We start from the raw sequence: 20628 nt of genomic DNA on the forward strand, positions 1-20628 counted from the left end.
CGCCCCTAGAGGATCAGGAGTTTCCGATGCAATACGCACTTATCATCCGTGAATCCGCAGAAGACTTCGTCCGCCGCAGCGACCCTGCCTACCGCGACGGCTGGACGGCCTATACCAAGGCACTGGTGCAAGCCGGGATCTTGACCGCTGGTGCCGGCCTGACCCCGCCTGAGACAGGCACGATCGTGCGTCGCAAGGGCGAGAACCATGATGTACAGGATGGACCCTACCCAGAAGGTAAGGAATCGCTCGGCGGTTTCTACGTGATCGACGTGCCCGATCTCGATACGGCGCTCGAATGGGCCACGCGCGTTCCCGTCTCCGAACAGGGCTCGGTGGAAATACGGCCCCGGCTGCAGGTCGCGTGAGGCCGTTGTGACATCAGATGTGGGCCGTGCCGCCGAGAAGGTGGCACGGCAATCCTACGGCAAGCTCATCGCCTTCCTTGCCGCCCGCTCTCGCGATGTTCCGGCGGCGGAGGACGCCCTGTCTGATGCGCTGGCGGCCGCGTTGCGGGTCTGGCCCGAGCGTGGCATTCCCGACAATCCCGAAGGCTGGCTGCTGACTGCAGCCCGCCGCAACCTCATACAGGCGGCCCGCCATCGAACTGTCCGCGACAATGCCAGCGAAACGATTGCGCTGGCCGTCGAGGAAGCCGAGGAGCGTATGAACGATGCACGAAACGCCGACTTTTCCGATGAACGGCTGAAGCTGCTTTTTGCCTGCACGCACCCGGCAATTGACCGGTCCATTCATACGCCGCTGATGCTTCAGACCGTACTCGGCATTGATGCGAAGACAATCGCACAGGCCTTCGTCGTCTTGCCGGATACCATGAGCCAGCGCCTAGTACGCGCCAAGGTCAAGATCCGCGACGCCGGCATTCCCTTCGCCATTCCCGAGCGGCAGGTTCTGACGGAACGGCTGGCAGGCGTGCTCTCGGCAATCTATGCCGCCTACGGGCTCGGCTGGGACGGTCTCGATGGTGAAGGAGACAGTCGCACGGGCTTAACCGATGAGGCGATCTGGCTTGGCCGCGCCCTCATGACCATTCTGCCCGAGGAGCCGGAGGTCATCGGGCTGCTCTCACTGATGCTTTATTGCGAGGCGAGAAGACACGCGCGACGTGATGGCGAGGGCGCCTACATACCGCTTGAGGAGCAGGATACCGGTCTCTGGAACGAAATCATGATGGCCGAAGCCGACGTGTTGCTGCGCAAGGCGGGCACTTTCGACCGCTTCGGTCCGTTCCAGTGCCAGGCGGCGATCCAGTCCGTCCACACCACGCGCCGCCGGACGGGCGCGACGGATTGGAAGGCGCTCGTCACCCTCTACCGAGCGCTCATCGCGATGAAACCGACACTCGGTTCAAAGGTCAGCCATGCCGCCGTCATTGGCAGGGTCGACGGCGCGGCCCCAGCCATCGCCCTGCTGGACGGGTTGGAACAACCGGGCATCGCCAGCTACCAGCCTTACTGGGCGGTGCGGGCGCATCTGCTGGCAGACCTTGGCGAAAGCGATGCCGCGGCAGAAGCCTACAGGATAGCGATCGGCCTCAGCGACAGTCCCGCCGTCCGCACCTTCCTCACCAGCAAACTTCAGGCCGTTATTTCTCGGTCAGCTTGAGCTCGATACGGCGGTTGGTGGCGCGCGCTTCCGGCGTATCGCCGGGTGCGATCGGCTGGAATTCGCCAAAACCTGCCGCAACGAGCCGGTCTGCGGGCACACCCTGCGCGATCAGAAACTTCACGACCGAAATCGCGCGGGCGGATGAAAGCTCCCAGTTGTCGCGGTAGCGGCCTGAGCCCGACAGCGCGACATTGTCCGTATGCCCGTCAACACGCAGCACCCAGTTGATCTCAGGCGGAATTTCCTTGGCAAGGTCGAGCAAGGCGGCGGCAAGCTTTGCCATTTCCGTTTGGCCATCCGGATTGAGGTCGGCTCCGCCAGACGGGAACAGCACTTCCGACTGAAAGACGAAACGGTCGCCGACGACGCGAATGTTCTCGCGATCGGACAGGATTTCGCGCAAGCGGCCGAAGAAGTCCGAGCGGTAGCGATTGAGTTCCTGCACACGCGCAGCCAGCGCCACGTTCAGGCGGCGGCCGAGGTCGGCGATTTTCGTCTGCGAAGTCTGATCCTTCTCCTCGGAAGCCTGAAGTGCTGCCTCGACAGCAGCGATCTGGCTGCGCAACGCCGCGATCTGCTGGTTGAGGAGCTCGACCTGGCTGAGGGCGCGGTCGCTGACCTGCTTCTGCTCATCGAGCTGCTGCGTCAGCGTTCCGATCTGCTGCTTTGCCGCATTCTGGCCGCCGGTACCGGCGCTGAGAAGCGCCTGCAACCGCGTACGCTCGCCCTCGGCACTCGCAAGCGACGCCTGCAGATTGGCGACGGAATCCTGAAGATCCTGATTGCTGCCCTTCTCGAGCGCCAGCAACTGCGTGAGCTCGTTGATCTGACCGTTCAGACGCGTCAGCACCTCGTCACGACCGCTGATTTCGCGGCTGAGAATGAACTGGCCGACAACGAAAACCGTGAGGATGAACATGATGGCGATGAGCAGCGTCGATAGAGCATCGACGAAGCCCGGCCAGTAGTCCACCGCGCGTTGGCGGCGGTTGCGGCCAAGAGGCATGGCTTACTTGCCCTCGCTCTTTTCGACCTGGCCGGACCGTTCGCGCGCTCTGTCGCTGCCGCGGTCTTGCACACCGATGCGTTCAGCCAGACGATCGAGCGTGCGGCGCATCGCCTTTGCCTCGTCCTGCTGGACCTCGATCCAGTCGCGCAGCATCTGCTGCTCGTTGCGCATGTTCTTGACGAGACCCTGAATGCCTTCGGCAAGGCTTGCCATGGCGGCGACCGACCGCTGGCTGGACGCGCCGTCCCCTTCGGCGACCTTTCGCAGATATTCCGACAGGGCCTTCATATCTTCCGATGAGCCACCAGAAACGCCATCCAGCGCCGGCACCGGAATGTCGGAGCCGACATCGGTAACCGAGGAGAGCCAGTTTTCCAGCTCCGTATAGAAACGGTTCTGGGCACGTCCGGCCTGCAGATCGAGGAACCCGAGGATCAGCGAGCCCGAAAGACCGAGCAGCGAGGACGAGAAAGCCTGGCCCATGCCGGAAAGCGGCATCGCAAGCCCTTCCTTCAGCGTCGAAAGCACATCGCCCGTGCCATTCGAGCCGGCATCGAGCGACTGGATGACAGAGCTGATGGAGCCGATCGTGCCGATAAGGCCCCAGAAGGTGCCGAGCAGGCCGAGGAAGACGAGAAGGCCGATAAGATAGCGGGAAACGTCACGCGATTCGTCGAGGCGGTTGGCAATCGAATCCAGAATGGAGCGCAGCGCGGTGGTCGATAATGCAACCCCGGACCTGCTACGATTTCCAATCAGCGCCCGCATCGGCGCAAGCAGCCGCGGATGGCGGTTCACCTTGTCGGCACTGCCAGCAGCACGGAAAGAATTGAACCAGCGTACTTCCGGGCGAAGCGACAGGACATGATTGAAAACGAGAATGATTCCAACGGCAAGAACGCCGACGATGAGACCGTTCAGGCCCGGATTATGCATGAAGGCAGTCTGCGTCTGCCGGAACAGGATCGCCGCGATGAAGCCCACGATGATGAGGAACAACACCATCGTCCAGAAGAACGACATGGGGCTGGAGAGTTTGTAAGTGTAGCCACCGGCCGTCTTCTCGGTCGAGCCGAACTCGGCCACATTCACATTTTCCATAGGTTCCTCGGCCTCCGGACTCATTACAGCCGAAGACTAGATCAACATTGTGCCGAATTGAAGTATGCGCAGGCGAAAAGCCGGACTTTACAACAGGCTGTTGCCCAGATCGTCACTTGGTCGGAACCGGCCGCTTGACGACTTCCGTGAGCGCTTTGTGGATGTGCTCGTTGCCGGCAATGATCGCACCGGTCTCCAGAATTGACGCCCCCCCGTCCCAGTCAGTGGCATAACCACCCGCTTCGCGGATGAGCAGAATGCCGGCCGCCATGTCCCAGGGCGACAGCGCCACTTCCCAGAAGCCGTCGAAACGACCGGCGGCCACATAGGCAAGATCAAGCGAGACTGCCCCCATGCGGCGGATGCCGGCAACTTCGCCCATGACATGGCGCAGCTCGATCAGGAACTTGCCGTGATTGCCGCGGCCGAGATGCGGCACGCCGCAGCCGATGACGCTGTCGGAAAGCACCCGGCGCGAGGCGACGCGCAGGCGGCGATCGTTGAGGAACGCGCCGCCGCCACGCTCGGCAGTGTAAAGCTCGTCCGTCGCCGGATTGAAGACCACGCCTGCGACGATCTCATTGTTGCGCTCGAGTGCAATGGAAACGGCAAAGGCCGGGATACCGTGCAGGAAGTTGGTCGTGCCATCGAGCGGATCGACGATCCAGCGGTGCGCACCATCGGTACCCTTGATCTCTTCGCTCTCTTCGCCAAGGAAGCCATAGGTCGGACGAGCCTTGAGAAGCTCTTCCTTGACGATCTTCTCGGCCTTGCGGTCGGCATTCGAAACGAAGTCGCCCGGTCCCTTCACGGATACCTGCAGGTTCTGCACTTCCCCGAAATCACGCCCCAGCGACTTGCCTGCCTTGATGGCAGCCTGAACCATGACATTGAGAAGAGCTGAACGGGCCATGTGGGCATTTTCCTTGGATAATACGGGACGCGCTGTCAGGGGCGGGATATGTCCCTGAACGCCGGAAGCGACAGCGCTGCATAGATTGGCGGCCTCAAGACCACAAAATCAGGGAAATTTCAAGGGGAATGCCGCATGGCAGGGTTGCAGCAGGAAAGGATAGTTCCTAAATTATTCTGGACAGATCAGTCTGGAAACCTTATTGAGGCGTCATGGCAAGGCATAAGGAATTCGATCGCGACACCGCACTCAAGGCTGCCATCACCGTGTTTACCGAACACGGCTACGAGGGCACGTCCACGGATGCGCTGCTCTCGGCCATGAAGATCAGCCGGCAAAGCATGTACGATACTTTCGGCGACAAGCGCAGCCTCTATCTGGCAGCGCTCGACCGCTACAATCTCGACAGCGTCTCTCAACTCGTGGCCGATCTGCACCGCGATACGACACCGTTGAAAGCTTTGGAAGAGACGCTCATCGCCTTTGCCTCCCGTCCGGAAACCGAAGCCGGCCGTGGCTGCCTTGGCGTCAGCGCCGTATGCGAGTTCGGCCGCACGGACAGTGCGGTCTCTGATCTGACAGACAAGGCATCCCGCCTGCTTTCATCCGCCGTGCAGACAATCCTTGAGGAAGGCAAGAAGCGGGGCGAGGTCGCGGATGATGTCAATACCACCGATGCCGTGCAGTTCCTCGGCTCGACCCTGTCAGGCATGAAGGTCAGCGCCCGCAACGGCGCCCCCCCCGAAGCACTTCGCGGGATAGCCCGCCTCGCCGTTCGAAGCCTCCGGTAAAAACTGGAAGTCCAAACCCGATTTCGCGTGTCCAATTCCAGACTAAACAGTCCAAAAAAGGAAGAAACCCACAATGTCCCAACCACTCTCCGGCAAGATCGCCCTCGTAACCGGTGGCTCGCGCGGTATCGGTGCCGCAATTGTCCGCCGCCTCAGCAGCGACGGCGCGGCCGTTGCGTTCACCTATTCCGCCTCTGGCGACAAGGCGAAGGCCATCGTTGCCGAAATAGAGGCGAAGGGTGCGAACGCGCTGGCCATCAAGGCAGACAGCGCTGATCCGAAGGCCGTTCAGGATGCGGTCGATGAGACCGTCTCGACGTTCGGTGGCATCGACATTCTCGTCAACAGCGCCGGAATTCTCATGTTGAATTCAGTAGAGAATTTCCCCCTCGAGGACTTCGACCGCATGTTTGCGGTCAATGTCCGCGCCGTCTTTGCCGGTACGCAAGCGGCCGCGCGCCACATGAAAGCAGGCGGGCGCATCATCACCATCGGCAGCATCGTCGCCGAGCGGAGCGGTTTCCCGACCTCCTCGGTCTATTCCATGACAAAGGGTGCAGTGGCCGCCATGACACGCGGCCTTGCCCGCGATCTCGGCCCGCGCAGCATCACGGTCAACACTATTCAGCCAGGCCCGACGGCAACGGACATGAACTCGAACGAAGCCAGCCATGAGATGCTGAAACAGTTGATGGCGCTCGGCCGCATCGGCGAGGACAAGGAAATCGCTAGCTTCACCGCCTATCTCGCCAGCCCCGAAGCCTCCTTCATCACCGGCGCCAGCCTTACGATCGACGGCGGTTATCTGGCCTGATGCAGACAATGGAACGGCGGCGCAGATACGCCGCCGTTCCACTGCTTAATGTCCGAAACTCAGGATTTCTGCTGTGTGATCAGCACTTCGCGGGCGATCTGGTCGAGCGGCAGAATACGGTCGACACCGCCCTTGGCGATCGCTTCCTTCGGCATGCCGAAAACAACCGAGGTCGCTTCATCCTGCGCGACGGTATAGGCACCGGCCTGATGCATTTCCAGCATGCCGCGCGCACCGTCGTCTCCCATTCCGGTCATGATGATGCCCATCGCGTTCGAGCCGGCCGAACGGGCAGCGGAACGGAAGAGCACATCGACGGACGGACGGTGGCGGGAAACCAGCGGCCCCGGCTTGACGGACACGTAATAACGCGCCCCCTGACGCTCCAGCAACATATGCTTGTCGCCGGGCGCAATCAGCACATGACCGCGCAACACCGGATCGCCGTCGGCCGCTTCCTTGACCTCGACTTCGCAAAGACCGTTGAGGCGCTTGGCAAAAGCCGCTGTGAATTTTTCCGGCATGTGCTGAACGATGACCATGCCTGGCGCGTTGGCCGGCAGCGCTTCCAGAAATTCGCGCAGGGCTTCCGTTCCGCCCGTCGAAGCGCCGACGCAGACGACCATTTCCGTCGTCTTCGCCATTGCCCGGCCGGTTGGCGGCGGCAACATCGCATCGGCCGTCAGCTTCTTGGCCGGCCCTTCCGCCGAAGCCGAACGGATGCTGCCTGCAGCGCGGCGCACATTGGTAAGCCGCGCATGCGAGGCGCTCTTGACCACTTCACGGATGCGCATGGCATCATCGGCCAGGCTATCCGCCGCACCGATCTTGGATTTCAGGATGACGTCGACGGCACCCGCCTCAAGCGCCTGAAGCAGAGTTTCCGAACCCGCCTCTGTCAGCGAGGAGCACATGACGACCGGGATCGGCCGCTGCGACATGAGCTTGCGCAGGAAGGTGATCCCATCCATGCGCGGCATCTCCACATCGAGCGTGATGACATCAGGGATCTCTTCCTGGATCTTGCGCGCCGCCATGAACGGGTCGGAAGCCACGGCCATGACTTCGATCTCCGGGTCTTCTTCCAGAACCCGAGCCAGCGTCTGCCTGACACTGGCGGAATCGTCGATGATGAGGACGCGGACTTTTTTGGCCATAGGATCCCCTCAGATGCGCTGGAACACCGTATTCGAAACCTGCTTCAAGGGAAGGTCGAAGCCGGTGATCGATTCCGAGTGACCGATAAACATGTAACCGCCCTTCGCGAGGCAATTGCAGAGACGGGTGAGCACTCCGGCCTGCGTCTGCTTGTCGAAGTAGATCAGCACGTTGCGGCAAAAGATCAGGTGCATCATGTCGCCAACAGGATATTTCTCATCCATCAGGTTCATGCGGGCGAAGCCGACACGGCTGCGCAGCTTCGGCGAGATGCGAACCTCGCGGCGGCCCTGCTGCTTGGCCACCATGACATATTTCTTCTGCAGATCACGCGGCACCGGAGCGACCAGATCTTCCGCATAAATGCCCTTGCGCGCTGTCTGTAGCACATCGGTGGAGAGATCCGTCGCCAGCACATTGTAGGAGACATCGCTGCGGTTCTCGACGAACTCGGCCAGCACCATAGCCATCGTATAGGGCTCTGCACCCGTCGAGCAGGCAGAACTCCATGTGCGGATCGTCCGCAGGCCGCTGTCGGCGAGCGTCGGTAGGGCGACCATCTGCATATATTCGAAATGTTTGGCTTCCCGGAAGAAGTCGGTCTTATTGGTCGTCACGACGTCGATCAGGTAGACAGTCTCCTGGTCGAGACCATCCTCGTTGAACAGGAAATCACAATAGTCGTCGAAGCTCGCATGGCGCGTGGCGCGCAAACGCCGGCGCAGCCGGCCCTCCAGCATCGTCAGCTTCGTCGGCGGCATCTTGATGCCGCTATAGTCATAGATGAACCGTGCCAGCTTGTCGAAATTACGCTTGCTGATCCTGTCACCCGGCAATTGGGTTTCTACCGCTGCCATACTCATAAAACGCGACGCTCCGAACAGGTCTTGAGGGCCTCAGGCGGCCGATTGCAGGACAGTTGCATCCTCGCGCGACAGAAGCCGGGCGAGGTCGACGATGACGACGAAGCCGTTCTCGCGGCGCACGACACCAGCAATATAATCCGACCGCCAGCGTACGCCGATATCGGGTGCAGACTCGATCTGATCGCGACGGAAGGGCGTCACTTCGAAAACGCGGTCGGCAACGAGGCCGAGCGTCAGAAGGCGATTTTCCATCGGAACGTCGAGAACCAGCACCCGCGTGTGCGGCGTCGGCACTGTCTTCGACATGCCGAGCTTCAGGCGCAGATCGATCGTCGGAACGCCCTGGCCGCGCACGTCGCGCAGGCCGAGCAGATAGTCGGGACCATTCGGAATCTTGAATGCTTCCGCATAGTCGAGGATTTCGCGCACCACCTCCACCGGAACGGCGAAGATCTCCTCGCCGAGGCTGAAGGTCACGAATTGGGCTTCCAGAGATGTTGTTGCCATGATCAACCGCTTTCCTTGGATTCGGGCGCCCCGATTATCGGAGACGCCTGTTAACATATTGAAAGGACCCGGATGCTCAGGCGCTTTCCTTGAACTCGGCATCCCCATCATCAGGGCCACCCATGGAGAGGTCGAGAGCAAAGCCCTTGGCGCGGGCCTGCTGGGCGGCGACCGAATTGGCGGCCGTGGTCTTCTTGCCGACCGGCTTGCGGCCTCCGGTCGGAGCGGGCGTGCGCACCGTGACCTTGGCAGCCGGAGCGCGGGACAGGCGGTTGCCGGCCATGTCCACCTTGAAGAAGGCGATGGAGGCCTGCAGTTCCTCAGCCTGGGTCGCCAGCTCTTCGGAGGTCGCCGACATCTCTTCGGAAGCGCCGGCATTCTGCTGGGTCACCTTGTCGAGCTGCTGGATCGCTTCGTTGATCTGGGCTGCACCAATATCCTGCTCGCGGCACGCCGAGCTGATCTCGGAGACCAGTTCGGCAGTCTTGCGGATGTCAGGAACCAGGCGACCAAGCATGTCGCCGGCTTCCTGCGCTGCCTTGACTGTATCGCCGGACATCGCACTGATCTCAGCGGCGGCCGACTGGCTGCGTTCTGCAAGCTTGCGCACTTCCGAGGCGACAACCGCAAAGCCCTTGCCGTGTTCACCGGCACGCGCAGCTTCGACGGCGGCATTCAGGGCGAGCAGGTCGGTCTGGCGGGCGATTTCCTGAACGATGCCGATCTTCTCGGCAATCGTGCGCATCGCAGCCACCGCACGGTTGACGGCATCGCCGGAATTCTCCGCATCCTTGGCGGACTGGCGGGCGATCTTTTCGGTCTGGGCGGCGTTGTCGGCATTCTGCTTGATGTTTGAGGCCATCTGCTCCATCGAAGCAGAAGCCTCTTCAGCCGAAGCCGCCTGTTCGGTTGCGCCCTGCGAGACCTGCTCGGAGCTGGCTGACAGTTCCTGGCTGCCGGACGAGACGTTTTCCGCAGCGGCGATTGCATCAGCGACGACACCACGCAGACGCTCCACCATCTGCTCCAGAGCGATACCCAACGTATCCTTTTCGGACAGAGGTTTCGGAGACACGGTAAGGTCGCCGTTCGAGATCTGGTTGGCGATCTGCGCCGTGTTACGCAGGTTGCCGGTCATCCTCGTCATGGAATTGACCAGGTCGCGGATTTCGTCATTGCTCTTATGCTCGATGTCCTGTTCGAGCTCGCCGATGCTGACGGCATCCGCGAGCTGGACTGCACGCTTGAGGCCACGGGAGATATTGAGCAGGATCCAGATGGCAGCAGCAGAGGATATGATGATCAGACCTATCGTCATCATCACCAGCATGTTGCGCGACTGGGCATACTGGTCGTTGGTAGCGGCGTCGGTTTCGGCGACATTGCCGGTCACGGTGTCGTTCAGCTTGGTGAGAATGCCGAGAAGCTGGGTCGTCACCGCCTGGCCTTCGCCCATCGAAATGACGCCGGCCTGGGTGTTGGATTCGGTGGTGTTCTGCTTGGCGAGGTCGGCAACACGATCCTGCAGCGCCGTCCACTTGCCGTAGAGATCGCCGAACTGAGCCATGCCATTCCTGATGTCAGGGTCTTCCGAAGCGGCAAGGCGAGCCTGCAGTGTCTTGATCTGCTCGCGCTGCTGCGAAATCTCATCGACATAGCCGGCGATCTTGGTCGCATCGGTATTGATGATCGCATCCTTTTCGGCGCGGATGGAACGCATCACGGCATCGGAGAGATCACCGGAATCGCGCAGATTGGCGACCGGACCGGCAACCATGACCGAGATGTCGCTATTCAGCGACGAGAGATTGTAGATCGAAAGACCGGCCATCGCGCAGGTCAGGAGAACGATGAAACCGAACACCAGGCCCAGTTTGAGTTTAATCGTGAAGCGCATTCCAAGACCCCTTTAGGACTGCAGCGGATATCCCGCGAAATGACACATTGTGCCGCCGTAAAAACGCTTCATGCGTTGCCGGCCGAGCCGGTGTGCCCCGGCGCTTCCATGCGCCGGCCGTAACGGGGCCGCTGTTGCCGCGGCCCCAATGCCTGTCCGCCGGGAAGCGCTTACGCGCTTTCCCGGAAATCATCGTCCGCCGTGTCCGGTCCACCCATGGACATGTCCAGGGCAAAACCCTTGGCGCGGGCTTGCTGAGCGGCAACGCCGTTGGCGGCAGCCGCCTTGACAGCCGGCTTGCGAGCTGCGGATGGAGCCGGGCTGCGTGTGGTCACCTTGGCAGCCGGTGCGCGGCCCTGGCGGGCACTCGTTGCGATTGCCTTGCCACCCGCCGTATCCACCTTGAAGAAGGCGATAGACGTCTGCAGTTCCTCGGCCTGGGCAGCGAGCTCTTCGGAGGTTGCAGACATCTGCTCGGAAGCACCCGCATTCTGCTGGGTTACCTTGTCGAGCTGCTGGATCGCCTCGTTGATCTGCGACGCACCGACATCCTGCTCGCGGCATGCAGAGCTGATCTCCGCCACGAGTTCCGCCGTCTTTCTGATGTCAGGCACTAGGCGGCCGAGCATGTCCCCGGCTTCCTGGGCGGCAGTGACGGTATCGCTCGACATGGCGCTGATTTCCGCTGCCGCCGACTGGCTGCGCTCTGCAAGCTTGCGCACTTCCGAAGCGACGACCGCAAAACCCTTCCCGTGTTCGCCGGCACGGGCCGCCTCCACCGCGGCGTTGAGGGCAAGAAGGTCGGTCTGGCGGGCAATTTCCTGAACGATGCCGATCTTCTGGGCGATCGTACGCATGGCTTCGACCGCGCGGGAAACAGCACTTCCGCTCATCTCCGCATCCTTGGCGGATTGCCGCGCGATCTTTTCCGTTTGGGCGGCATTGTCGGCGTTCTGCTTGATGTTGGCTGCCATCTCTTCCATCGAGGAGGAGGCTTCCTCGGCCGCCGAAGCCTGCTCGGTCGCGCCCTGCGATACCTGCTCCGAGCTCGCCGAAAGCTCCTGGCTGCCGGCCGAAACATTCTCGGCGGCTGCAATTGCGTCGGCGACGACATCGCGCAAACGCTCCACCATCTGTTCGAGCGCAGTGCCAAGTGTATCCTTGGCCGAAAGCGGCTTCGGAGACACCGTCAGGTCGCCGGCAGCAATCTGCGTAGCAATATCGGCAGTGATGCGAAGGTTGGCGACCATGCTTTGCATCGCAATGCCGAGCGTATCCTTCGCCGAAAGCGGCTTGACCTCTACCGAGAGGTCGCCTTCTGCGATCTGGTTGGCAACATCGGCGGTGGCGCGCAGGTTGTTCACCATGCCGAGCATGGCGATGCCGAGCGTATCCTTGTCGGAGAGCGGCTTCGGCGTGACGCTGAGGTCACCGTTCGAAATCTCGTTTGCGATGCCAGCGGTATTGCGCAGATTATCCGTCATGACGTTGATCGTGTTCACCAGATCCTTGATCTCGTCGTTGCTCTTGATCTCGACCTTCTGGTTCAGATCGCCGATGGCAACGGCGCTGGCGACGTTCATGATCTTGCGCAGGCCGCTGTTGATGCCGAGCGCGATCCAGAGCGCGGCAGCAAAAGCGATGACGGAAGCGCCGATGGCGATGCCGATCAGCAAATTTCTGGTGTTGCCGTAGAGGATTTCCGTATCGTCGTCGGCCTGGGTCATCGACTTCTGCTGAAGCGCGACGAGCGCCGTAAAGACGTCTTCCAGCTCCGTGACGATGGCGCGAACCTCTCCACCGGAATAGGCCGTGGCCGCTGCCCTGTCGCCACTTTCCTGGATCAAGGCAACTTTGTTGGAACCTTCCACGAAACGTTTGCTCAGCTCGACCAGCCTATCCCACGTCGGCTTGCCGTCAGCCGTTGCAAGCTGCTGGCCGCCTGTCGCGAATGTGAGCATTTCATCCATGCTCTTTGCCGAGTTTTGGAAGTGTTTCTTGGCTGCTTCAGGATCCATTTCCAAAAGGGCGTTCTTCTGCCACCGGATGGCATCGAGTTCGGCAGCTTTGGCTTCCAGCGCCAGCTCCAGTCTTTTTGAAGGACCTGCGATCAGGTTGCCGACGGCATCGTTCAGCGAGCTGAGGCTGATAATTCCAAAGACTGCACTACCCACTAGCAACAATATGACAAAGCCGAACGCGGCTGCGAGCTTGAGCTTGATCGTGATACGCATCGCAATACCCCTATTTGAAAGCGACGGAATAAGTGTGGACCGGTGGTTTCCTGGGCGCGGCGTCACGCAGCAAAAACATTCCGGAGGCGAAGACAGTTATCGAAGAAATTGCGATCTTGCGTCCGGCGTTCCTGGGCACCGAATGCTTGTGGTCAGGGGCCATAAGCCTGGTCCCTGACGGTATTGGAGCGAGAAAGCGCTCAGGCGCTTTCGCGGAAATCATCGTCGCCGGCGTCCGGGCCGCCCATCGACATATCCAGGGCAAAGCCCTTGGCGCGTGCCTGCTGGGCGGCAACCGTATTGGCGGCAGTGGTCTTCTTGCCGGCAGGCTTACGGATTGCTGCCGGAGCCGGGCTGCGGACCGTGACCTTGGCGGCCAGCACGCGGGACTGGCGGTTGCCGGCCATGTCCACCTTGAAGAAGGCGATCGACGTCTGCAGTTCCTCGGCCTGGGAGGCGAGCTCTTCCGAGGTTGCGGACATCTGCTCGGAGGCACCGGCATTCTGCTGCGTCACCTTGTCGAGCTGCTGGATCGCCTCGTTGATCTGGGCAGCCCCGATATCCTGCTCGCGGCACGCCGAGCTGATCTCGGAAACCAGCTCCGCCGTCTTGCGGATGTCCGGCACCAGGCGGCCGAGCATATCGCCCGCCTCCTGGGCGGCTTTCACCGTATCACCGGACATGGCGCTGATTTCAGCGGCGGCCGATTGGCTGCGTTCGGCAAGCTTGCGCACTTCCGAGGCGACGACCGCAAAACCCTTGCCGTGCTCACCGGCACGCGCCGCTTCGACGGCGGCATTCAGCGCGAGAAGGTCGGTCTGGCGGGCGATCTCCTGGACGATGCCGATCTTCTGCGCGATCGTGCGCATGGCGTCGACGGCGCGGGAGACGGCTTCGCCGCTGGCTTCCGCATCCTTGGCCGACTGGCGGGCGATCTTCTCGGTCTGGGCGGCATTGTCGGCGTTCTGCTTGATGTTTGAGGCCATCTCTTCCATCGAGGCCGAAGCCTCTTCGGCGGAGGCGGCCTGCTCCGTCGCACCTTGAGAAACCTGCTCGGAGCTTGCCGAGAGTTCCTGGCTGCCCGCAGAGACGTTCTCGGCAGCCGAAATCGCATCGGCAACGACGCCGCGCAGGCGCTCGACCATCTGCTCGAGCGCAGTGCCGAGCACATCCTTTTCCGAAAGCGGCTTCGGTGAAACGGTCAGGTCGCCGTTCGAGATCTGGTTGGCCACTTCGGCAGTTGTGCGCAGGTTGGTCACCATGCTCTGCATGGCGATGCCGAGAGCATCCTTGTCCGACAGCGGCTTTGCGTCGATCGAGAGGTCCCCCATGGCGATCTTGTCGGCAAGGGCCGCAGTGCTGCGCAAGTTGGCGGTCATGATGTTGACCGTGTCGATCAGATCCTTGATCTCATCATTGGTCTTGATCTCGACCTTCTGCTCGAGATCGCCTTTCGAGACGGCTTCCGCGATGAAGGCAACCTTCTTCAGGCCACGGTTGATACCGAAAGCGATCCAGACCGCGATGGCCGTCGAGAAAACGAACAGCACCACCGCCATGCCGATCAGGGCACTGCTGGAATTGTCGTATTGGACATTCGTCGCTACATCGGTGGCGTGAAGATCTTCAACGATATGATTGTTGAGTTCACCCAGGATCTTCAGGAGATTATCGGTGATCTTGGCACCTTCGCCCATGGAAATCTGAGCGGCATGCGCGTTGCTTTCAGCAGTGTTCTGGGTCGCCAGATCAAGGATCTGGTCCTGCATCCGTGTCCAGTTCGGATAGACCGAACGGAATTCTGCAAGCTTGCTGACGACTGCCGGATTGGTCTCCTTGTCGAGCTCGGCCAGCCGGTCGTCGATAGTCTTCCGTTCCTGCGCGACCGTGTCCCGATATCCGGTGATGGCAGCCGGATCCGTGTTCATAACGGCATTCTTCTCGGCGCGGATCGATGCGGCGACCGCATCAGAAAGCCCGCCCGAATTCAAAAGGTTCTTGGCAGGACCAGCAACGATATCGCTGATGGCGGCATTGAGTGAATAAAGATTGGAAATGGCAAGACCTGCCATCCCAAGCGCCAGTAATATTACGAGACCAAAAGCAATACCTAGCTTCATTTTAATGGTGAAACGCATCTCTATCCCCTGAAAGCGGAAAATACTGTCTCGCAAGGCGGCCCGTGAGCAGATCGCCAGTAAGTAAAACCAATGAAGAGCCAAAAAAGGGGGACAGCGAGTGATTCACTTCCCAGCAGTCGGACATCTAGTGATCACGACGCTAACGCATACACACGTTGCGGGATATTTCGGTCCGAGGCCGCCGAAGCGGCCGCGGAGAGTTTCGGTTGACTGCGAAGCCGCTTAAGCGCTTTCGCGGAAATCGTCGTCACCGGCGTCGGGGCCGCCCATCGACATATCCAGAGCAAAGCCCTTGGCACGTGCCTGCTGGGAAGCGACGGTGTGGCCGTGATTGTGGTTCTGCGTAGCCGGAGCTGGCTTGCGTGGGGCAGCGGCCGGAGCCTTGACCACCTTGGCAGCCGTCTTTGCAGCGATCTTCCGTACGCCAGCACGGGTCGCGCCTGCCGTATCGACCTTGAAGAAGGCGATTGAAGCCTGCAGTTCCTCGGCCTGAGCAGCAAGTTCCTCCGAAGTAGCCGACATTTCTTCCGAAGCACCGGCATTCTGCTGCGTCACCTTGTCGAGCTGCTGGATCGCTTCGTTGATCTGCGAAGCGCCGATATCCTGCTCGCGGCAGGCGGCGCTGATCTCGGAGACCAGTTCGGCAGTCTTGCGGATGTCAGGAACCAGGCGGCCGAGCATTTCGCCGGCATCGCGGGCGGCCTTGACCGTGTCGCTCGACATGGAGGAGATCTCCGCGGCTGCCGATTGGCTGCGTTCCGCGAGCTTGCGCACTTCCGAGGCGACGACCGCAAAGCCTTTTCCGTGTTCGCCAGCACGAGCGGCTTCTACGGCGGCGTTCAGGGCGAGCAGGTCGGTCTGGCGGGCAATCTCCTGAACGATGCCGATCTTCTCGGCAATCGTGCGCATTGCATCGACGGCGCGGTTGACGGCATCGCCGGAAGCTTCCGCGTCCTTGGCGGACTGGCGGGCGATCTTCTCGGTCTGAGCGGCGTTGTCGGCGTTCTGCTTGATGTTGGCAGCCATCTGCTCCATCGAAGCAGAGGCCTCTTCAGCGGAAGCCGCCTGTTCGGTCGCACCCTGCGAAACCTGCTCGGAGCTGGCCGACAGTTCCTGGCTGCCCGAAGAAACGTTGTCGGCGGCAGACAGGGCATCGGCGACGACACCGCGAAGGCGTTCGATCATGATATTGACGTTGCCGAGCAGTTCGCCGATTTCGTCATGCGTGGTGATTTCGGCCATCTTCGTCAGGTCGCCTTCGGCAACTTCGCGGACAACGGTGTTGGCACGGCTGAGACCCTTGCTGATGGTATTCGCAATCCAGAAGGCAGTGAGGACAGCAATCAGCAACGCTGTCGCGGCAACCGCGATCATCATCGTGCGCGTCGTGCCGTACTGCTGCTCGGCGTTGTCATCCGCATCCTGCATGCGCTTTTTTTCTAGCGCCAGAATTTCATCGAGTGTGGAGTCGATCGCGTTGGCTGCCTGGCGAGCCGTCGTGACCGAGACAGTGTTGGCACCATCCGTATTGCCGCCCTTGATGAAATCGCGGATCTGGTCGTCGGCGTCATTGAATGTCTTGGAGAGTTCGGCAACGCGTTCCCAACGCGCTTTGCCTTCCTCGGTCGCAAGCTTCGTCACGGCAGCGAATGCATCGGCGAAGTCCTTGCGGGCCTGGTTGCCCTTTTCGATTGCACCGGAAGCATCGTCGTCATTGCGTGCTGTCAGAAGGTTCTTCTGCTGGCGGATGGCTTCGAGCTGGGCGATATTGATCTGTTGCGCCAGGTCCAGGCGCGCGGCGGGGCCTGCAAGAAGATTGCCGATCGTATCGTTCAGCGAACCGAGGCTGAAGATACCGTAGGCAGCGGTGCCTATCAGCATAAAAATGATGAAGGTGAACGCGCTCACCAGTTTGGTCTTGATCGTCAATCGCATCGTCTTAACCCCTCAATGATTGGCCCCCGGCTAGTTGACGGCCCCCGCCGTCTCATGCCTCGATGAGAAAATCGCCTGCAAATTCGGAAGGATGATGAACTCGCCCCCCCTCTTGACCAGGCAGTTGATGTAATCTGCGCGCCAGCGCATACCCACGCTTGGCGGCGGTTCGCTGGCGCCTTTCGTCAAGGTCGTCACCTCGTTCACCTTGTCGGTACGCATTCCGACGAGAGTCTGCTCCCCCTGCAGATCGACCTCGATGACGATGATGCGGCTATCGATCGTCGCTTCCGAAGCTTCCATCCCAAAGGCGAGACGAAGATCGGCAAGCGGAATGACCTTGCCGCGGAAGTTGATGACGCTGGCGACGAAGGGCTGGCTGCCCGGCACCGCAGTCTCGGGAAGCAGATCCAGGATCTCCTGGACTATGACCGCTTCCAGCGCGAAGGTTTCGCCATTGAGATCGAAGGTCAGAACTTCGATTTCGTCGGCGTAATTCCAGTGCTTGTCGAATTTTTCGGCTGTTGCTGCTGTGCTCATCCTGCCACGCGCAATTGCGCCTCCTGTTGCTGACCCGCGGCAACGAGATGCCCGACGTCAAGAATGAGGGCGACGCTGCCGTCGCCGAGAATGGTGGCGCCAGAGAAGGTCGCCACGTCGTTGTGCAATTTCGACATCGACTTGATGACCGTCTGGTGGTCGCCGATAATCTGATCGACCACGAGGCCGACACGTTCGGTGCCCGTCGAGATGACGACCACCTTCTGATGCACGTCCGGCTTGGTGCCGGTGCGGAAGAGATCGCGAAGCCTCAGGAACGGCACCAGGCTGTCGCGCAGCGAGATGAAGCTGCGCCCACGCGAGCGGAGGTCTTCTTCCAGCGACAGTTCGAGGCATTCCTCGACCGCCGAGAGCGGGATGACGTAACGGCCGGAACCGACACGAACGAGCAGGCCATCGATGATGGCGAGCGTCAGCGGGATGCGGAGAGAGACTTCCGAGCCCTGCCCCGGCAGGCTGACGATCTCGATCGCGCCACGCAGCGCCTCGACTGTCTTCTTGACGACGTCCATGCCAACGCCCCGACCGGAGAGATTGGTGATCGTTGCAGCAGTGGAGAAGCCCGGCGCGAAAATGAGCTGCAGCAGTTCCTGATCGGAAAGCGGCTGGCCGGGCGCAATCAGGCCCGAAGATTCCGCCTTGGCGCGAACCCGCTCGCGGTTGATGCCGCGGCCGTCATCCTTGATCGAGATGATGACTTCGCCGCCGGACTGGTGGGCGGACAGCGTCACGGTACCGGCTTCCGTCTTGCCTGCGCCAAGGCGTTCGGCTGGCGGCTCGAGGCCATGGTCGATCGAATTGCGGACCAGATGGACAAGCGGATCGGCAAGACGCTCGATGACGGTCTTGTCGACTTCGGTCGTTTCGCCCTCGGTGACGAGTTCGATGACCTTGCCGGTTTCGCGGGCGAGATCGTGTACGAGGCGACGGAAGCGCGAGAAGAGCGTTCCGACCGGCACCATGCGCAGCACCATCATCGTGTCGCGCAGCTCACCGGAGAGACGTTCGATTTCTTCCGAAACCGAGCGTAGGGCAATATCCGAACTGGAGCTTGCCAGCTGGCTGAGGCGCGACTGGGCAATGACGAGTTCGCCGACACGGTCCATCAGCTCGTCGAGCCGCTCTGCCGGAACGCGGACGTTTTCCTGTGCCTTTGCCTGGGCTGCCGCCTGAACAGGCGCTGGCGTTTCACGCTTCACCGGAACCGCCTCGACCGGGCGGAATTCTGGAGCAGAGGCGGGCACCGGTGCGACAGGTGCTGCGGCAACCGGAACGTCCGGAGCAGGAGCGACGTCCGTCTTTGTCTCGGCCGGTGCGGCTTGCGGGCCGGAGATTTCCTGAACGTCGAGCTCCATGTCATCCATGACGAAGATGAACACGTCGTCGATGGCCGAACGGTCCTGTTCGCTTGTCAGAATGACGTCCCAGGAAACGTAAAGCTCAGTCGGGACCAGATTATCGAGCGGCGGAATGCCTGATGTGTTTGCACGGACTGTGCATTCGCCGAGATCGCGCAGTTCATCCAGAAGGCCGAGCGGGTTGGTGCCGTTGGCCATGGAATTTGCCGGCAGGCTGAAACGGATGCGCCAGGTCGTTTTCTTCTTGGTGGGAGCGGCGACGGCAGGGGCTGCAGCGGCAAGCGCGACAGCCTCCTTGACTTCGGCCTTGCCGCCGACGGCGGCCTGGAGCTGGGCAAGCAGCTTGTGGCCGGTATCGCCGTGATCGGCATCGGGCTGTTCGACGAGGGCGCGCATATGATCCTGCGCGGCAAGAACGGCGGCGACGAGCTCGGCGGTTGCCGGAACCTCACCCTTGCGGACACGGTCGAAGGCCGTTTCGCAATGATGGGTGAAAGCGGCAAGCGCCTCGAAGCCGAACATCGCACCCGAGCCCTTCAACGTATGAAGGCCGCGGAACACGGCGTCGACGAGGTCCTTGTTTTCGAGGTCGTGGTTGAGGTCGAGAAGGCCGGCTTCGATCGCCTCGAGGCATTCGGCCGCTTCGGTACGGAATACTGCGACTGGATCAAGCGAGCTCATCTGCCAAGAACCTTCTTCACGATCTTAACGAGATTTTCCGGATCGAACGGCTTGGTGAGCCAGCCAGTGGCACCGGCGGCCTTGGCGCGGGCCTTGAGGTCCGCATCGGATTCCGTCGTCAGGAAGATGATCGGCACGCCGGCCTGAGCGGGCAGCTTCCGCAATTCTTCGATCATCGTCAGCCCGTCCATGACAGGCATATTGAGGTCGGTGACGATCAGGTCGAAATTGCCGCTCTTGGCTGTTGCCAGACCCTCGGCGCCATTGACGGCTTCGGTGACCGTGTAGCCGGCATTGGTCAGCGTGACCTTGGTAGTCAGGCGGATGCTGGCGGAATCGTCGACGGTCAGGATGTTTGCGCTCATAACGTCACCTCTTTATGCAACCAGAACTTCTTGTCTTCTTCATCGAAGGCCTCGGTAAATCCGGCCCGCTCAAGGACCTTGAGAAGCGGACCGCTGGCCGGAGCCGAAAGGGTAAAAGTCTTGCCTTCGGCCTTTGCCTGACGGCGGGCGGCTTCGATGAGCTGAAGAAAACTCAGATCCGCTTGCGTGTTTTCGGGAAGACTTAGAGTAATATTATTATTGCCGCGAAATCGATCAATAATATTCGAATATACTTCCGAAGCATTACGAATGCTCAGAACTTCCGGAAGGGATATAGATTCACAATATTGTGCCTGAGTATCCAATGCAGCCTCCATGGTCGGAGAAATACTTAACGACCATAAAAGGACTCTCATGACAGGCTTAACAGTGCGTAAACGGCGGTTGTAGGAAAGTGCAATTACCGCGAGTCTGGACTCCCTGAATTATCATCCAGGATAACTTATACTGAAGCTTTCTCATATGGTAAAATACCATGAAAAAACAGATAGATAAGCTGGACCCGCCGCAGAACCTATCAATTCTTGCCGAATGCCTTCATAGGTTGTTAATCACAACGTTTACGAGTCTGTGGCGTTTACCTGCCGTTTCCATCCTGCCCGTAAAAATAGAGTCAAATTGCCTGTGTTTATAAGTAAAGGTACAAA

General features: G+C 60.6%; 18 protein-coding genes. 4 read left to right on the forward strand and 14 right to left on the reverse strand.

What is annotated here, in order from left to right; translation table 11 throughout:
• The first annotated feature begins 26 nt into the window (after window positions 1–26).
• Both AB4Z13_RS17545 and AB4Z13_RS17550 read left to right on the forward strand, forming a co-directional pair.
• The gene (locus AB4Z13_RS17545) at window positions 27–368 is read left to right on the forward strand and encodes a YciI family protein (protein ID WP_113320878.1); all 342 of its coding nucleotides are present in this window, start codon (window positions 27–29) and stop codon (window positions 366–368) included.
• 7 nt (window positions 369–375) lie between these two features.
• Entirely contained in the window at window positions 376–1626 is a 1251-nt protein-coding gene (locus AB4Z13_RS17550) for a DUF6596 domain-containing protein (protein ID WP_113320879.1), read from the forward strand.
• Here the strand turns inward: AB4Z13_RS17550 and AB4Z13_RS17555 are convergent.
• From AB4Z13_RS17555 to AB4Z13_RS17565, 3 genes are all read right to left on the reverse strand, one after another.
• The gene (locus tag AB4Z13_RS17555; RefSeq protein ID WP_113320880.1) at window positions 1607–2635 is read right to left on the reverse strand and encodes a peptidoglycan -binding protein; all 1029 of its coding nucleotides are present in this window, start codon (window positions 2633–2635) and stop codon (window positions 1607–1609) included. The two genes, AB4Z13_RS17550 and AB4Z13_RS17555, sit on opposite strands and share 20 nt — an antisense overlap.
• A 3-nt stretch (window positions 2636–2638) precedes the next feature.
• Window positions 2639–3739: a MotA/TolQ/ExbB proton channel family protein gene (locus tag AB4Z13_RS17560; protein WP_113320881.1), complete on the reverse strand. Its 1101-nt coding sequence runs from the start codon at window positions 3737–3739 to the stop codon at window positions 2639–2641.
• Between the two features lie 112 nt (window positions 3740–3851).
• Window positions 3852–4652 (reverse strand): inositol monophosphatase family protein, encoded by an 801-nt coding sequence (locus tag AB4Z13_RS17565; protein WP_113320882.1) that lies wholly within the window; start codon window positions 4650–4652, stop codon window positions 3852–3854.
• A gap of 212 nt (window positions 4653–4864) precedes the next feature.
• On the opposite strand from AB4Z13_RS17565, the gene AB4Z13_RS17570 reads away from it, so the two are divergent.
• Both AB4Z13_RS17570 and AB4Z13_RS17575 read left to right on the forward strand, forming a co-directional pair.
• Window positions 4865–5443: a TetR/AcrR family transcriptional regulator gene (locus AB4Z13_RS17570; RefSeq protein WP_113320883.1), complete on the forward strand. Its 579-nt coding sequence runs from the start codon at window positions 4865–4867 to the stop codon at window positions 5441–5443.
• Between the two features lie 73 nt (window positions 5444–5516).
• Window positions 5517–6257: a 3-oxoacyl-ACP reductase family protein gene (locus tag AB4Z13_RS17575; protein WP_113320884.1), complete on the forward strand. Its 741-nt coding sequence runs from the start codon at window positions 5517–5519 to the stop codon at window positions 6255–6257.
• A 59-nt stretch (window positions 6258–6316) separates the two neighbouring features.
• Here the strand turns inward: AB4Z13_RS17575 and AB4Z13_RS17580 are convergent, their stop codons facing one another.
• The 11 genes from AB4Z13_RS17580 to AB4Z13_RS17630 form a co-directional block, all read right to left on the reverse strand.
• A complete protein-coding gene (locus tag AB4Z13_RS17580) occupies window positions 6317–7414 on the reverse strand; it encodes a protein-glutamate methylesterase/protein-glutamine glutaminase (protein ID WP_310383529.1) in 1098 nt (365 codons plus the stop codon).
• Window positions 7415–7423: 9 nt separating this feature from the next.
• The gene (locus AB4Z13_RS17585; protein ID WP_113320886.1) at window positions 7424–8278 is read right to left on the reverse strand and encodes a CheR family methyltransferase; all 855 of its coding nucleotides are present in this window, start codon (window positions 8276–8278) and stop codon (window positions 7424–7426) included.
• A gap of 33 nt (window positions 8279–8311) precedes the next feature.
• Window positions 8312–8788, reverse strand: coding sequence for a chemotaxis protein CheW (locus tag AB4Z13_RS17590; protein WP_113320887.1), 477 nt, complete (start codon window positions 8786–8788; stop codon window positions 8312–8314).
• Window positions 8789–8864: 76 nt separating this feature from the next.
• Window positions 8865–10685 carry a methyl-accepting chemotaxis protein gene (locus tag AB4Z13_RS17595; RefSeq protein ID WP_113320888.1) on the reverse strand — a complete coding sequence of 607 codons (1821 nt, stop codon included), beginning with the start codon at window positions 10683–10685 and terminating at the stop codon, window positions 8865–8867.
• Window positions 10686–10855: 170 nt separating this feature from the next.
• Window positions 10856–12919: a HAMP domain-containing methyl-accepting chemotaxis protein gene (locus AB4Z13_RS17600; protein WP_442206385.1), complete on the reverse strand. Its 2064-nt coding sequence runs from the start codon at window positions 12917–12919 to the stop codon at window positions 10856–10858.
• A gap of 200 nt (window positions 12920–13119) precedes the next feature.
• On the reverse strand, window positions 13120–15057 hold the full coding sequence (locus tag AB4Z13_RS17605; protein ID WP_442206386.1) for a HAMP domain-containing methyl-accepting chemotaxis protein: 1938 nt from the start codon (window positions 15055–15057) through the stop codon (window positions 13120–13122).
• Window positions 15058–15282: 225 nt separating this feature from the next.
• Window positions 15283–16995, reverse strand: a complete 1713-nt coding sequence (locus AB4Z13_RS17610; protein WP_113320891.1) for a methyl-accepting chemotaxis protein — start codon at window positions 16993–16995, stop codon at window positions 15283–15285.
• 30 nt (window positions 16996–17025) lie between these two features.
• Window positions 17026–17535, reverse strand: coding sequence for a chemotaxis protein CheW (locus AB4Z13_RS17615; RefSeq protein ID WP_113320892.1), 510 nt, complete (start codon window positions 17533–17535; stop codon window positions 17026–17028).
• Complete coding sequence (locus AB4Z13_RS17620) at window positions 17532–19595, reverse strand: chemotaxis protein CheA (protein WP_442206387.1); 2064 nt, start codon at window positions 19593–19595, stop codon at window positions 17532–17534. Before AB4Z13_RS17620 ends, AB4Z13_RS17615 begins: the two co-directional genes overlap by 4 nt.
• Window positions 19592–19960, reverse strand: coding sequence for a response regulator (locus AB4Z13_RS17625; RefSeq protein ID WP_112544064.1), 369 nt, complete (start codon window positions 19958–19960; stop codon window positions 19592–19594). Before AB4Z13_RS17625 ends, AB4Z13_RS17620 begins: the two co-directional genes overlap by 4 nt.
• Window positions 19957–20286, reverse strand: a complete 330-nt coding sequence (locus AB4Z13_RS17630; RefSeq protein WP_113320973.1) for an STAS domain-containing protein — start codon at window positions 20284–20286, stop codon at window positions 19957–19959. Before AB4Z13_RS17630 ends, AB4Z13_RS17625 begins: the two co-directional genes overlap by 4 nt.
• Window positions 20287–20628: the final 342 nt, after the last annotated feature.

Source organism: Rhizobium sp. YAF28, from assembly GCF_052113285.1.
Classification (GTDB): Bacteria; Pseudomonadota; Alphaproteobacteria; order Rhizobiales; family Rhizobiaceae; genus Rhizobium.

What these genes read in the sequence shown, in the direction of transcription:
- AB4Z13_RS17545 (WP_113320878.1), top strand. Translation starts at nt 27, where the DNA reads ATGCAATACGCACTTATCATCCGTGAATCCGCAGAAGACTTCGTCCGC.
- AB4Z13_RS17585 (WP_113320886.1), bottom strand. Translation starts at nt 8,278, where the DNA reads ATGAGTATGGCAGCGGTAGAAACCCAATTGCCGGGTGACAGGATCAGC.
- AB4Z13_RS17560 (WP_113320881.1), bottom strand. Translation starts at nt 3,739, where the DNA reads ATGGAAAATGTGAATGTGGCCGAGTTCGGCTCGACCGAGAAGACGGCC.
- AB4Z13_RS17575 (WP_113320884.1), top strand. Translation starts at nt 5,517, where the DNA reads ATGTCCCAACCACTCTCCGGCAAGATCGCCCTCGTAACCGGTGGCTCG.
- AB4Z13_RS17590 (WP_113320887.1), bottom strand. Translation starts at nt 8,788, where the DNA reads ATGGCAACAACATCTCTGGAAGCCCAATTCGTGACCTTCAGCCTCGGC.
- AB4Z13_RS17610 (WP_113320891.1), bottom strand. Translation starts at nt 16,995, where the DNA reads ATGCGATTGACGATCAAGACCAAACTGGTGAGCGCGTTCACCTTCATC.
- AB4Z13_RS17605 (WP_442206386.1), bottom strand. Translation starts at nt 15,057, where the DNA reads ATGCGTTTCACCATTAAAATGAAGCTAGGTATTGCTTTTGGTCTCGTA.
- AB4Z13_RS17580 (WP_310383529.1), bottom strand. Translation starts at nt 7,414, where the DNA reads ATGGCCAAAAAAGTCCGCGTCCTCATCATCGACGATTCCGCCAGTGTC.
- AB4Z13_RS17555 (WP_113320880.1), bottom strand. Translation starts at nt 2,635, where the DNA reads ATGCCTCTTGGCCGCAACCGCCGCCAACGCGCGGTGGACTACTGGCCG.
- AB4Z13_RS17595 (WP_113320888.1), bottom strand. Translation starts at nt 10,685, where the DNA reads ATGCGCTTCACGATTAAACTCAAACTGGGCCTGGTGTTCGGTTTCATC.
- AB4Z13_RS17570 (WP_113320883.1), top strand. Translation starts at nt 4,865, where the DNA reads ATGGCAAGGCATAAGGAATTCGATCGCGACACCGCACTCAAGGCTGCC.
- AB4Z13_RS17600 (WP_442206385.1), bottom strand. Translation starts at nt 12,919, where the DNA reads ATGCGTATCACGATCAAGCTCAAGCTCGCAGCCGCGTTCGGCTTTGTC.
- AB4Z13_RS17565 (WP_113320882.1), bottom strand. Translation starts at nt 4,652, where the DNA reads ATGGCCCGTTCAGCTCTTCTCAATGTCATGGTTCAGGCTGCCATCAAG.
- AB4Z13_RS17615 (WP_113320892.1), bottom strand. Translation starts at nt 17,535, where the DNA reads ATGAGCACAGCAGCAACAGCCGAAAAATTCGACAAGCACTGGAATTAC.
- AB4Z13_RS17625 (WP_112544064.1), bottom strand. Translation starts at nt 19,960, where the DNA reads ATGAGCGCAAACATCCTGACCGTCGACGATTCCGCCAGCATCCGCCTG.
- AB4Z13_RS17620 (WP_442206387.1), bottom strand. Translation starts at nt 19,595, where the DNA reads ATGAGCTCGCTTGATCCAGTCGCAGTATTCCGTACCGAAGCGGCCGAA.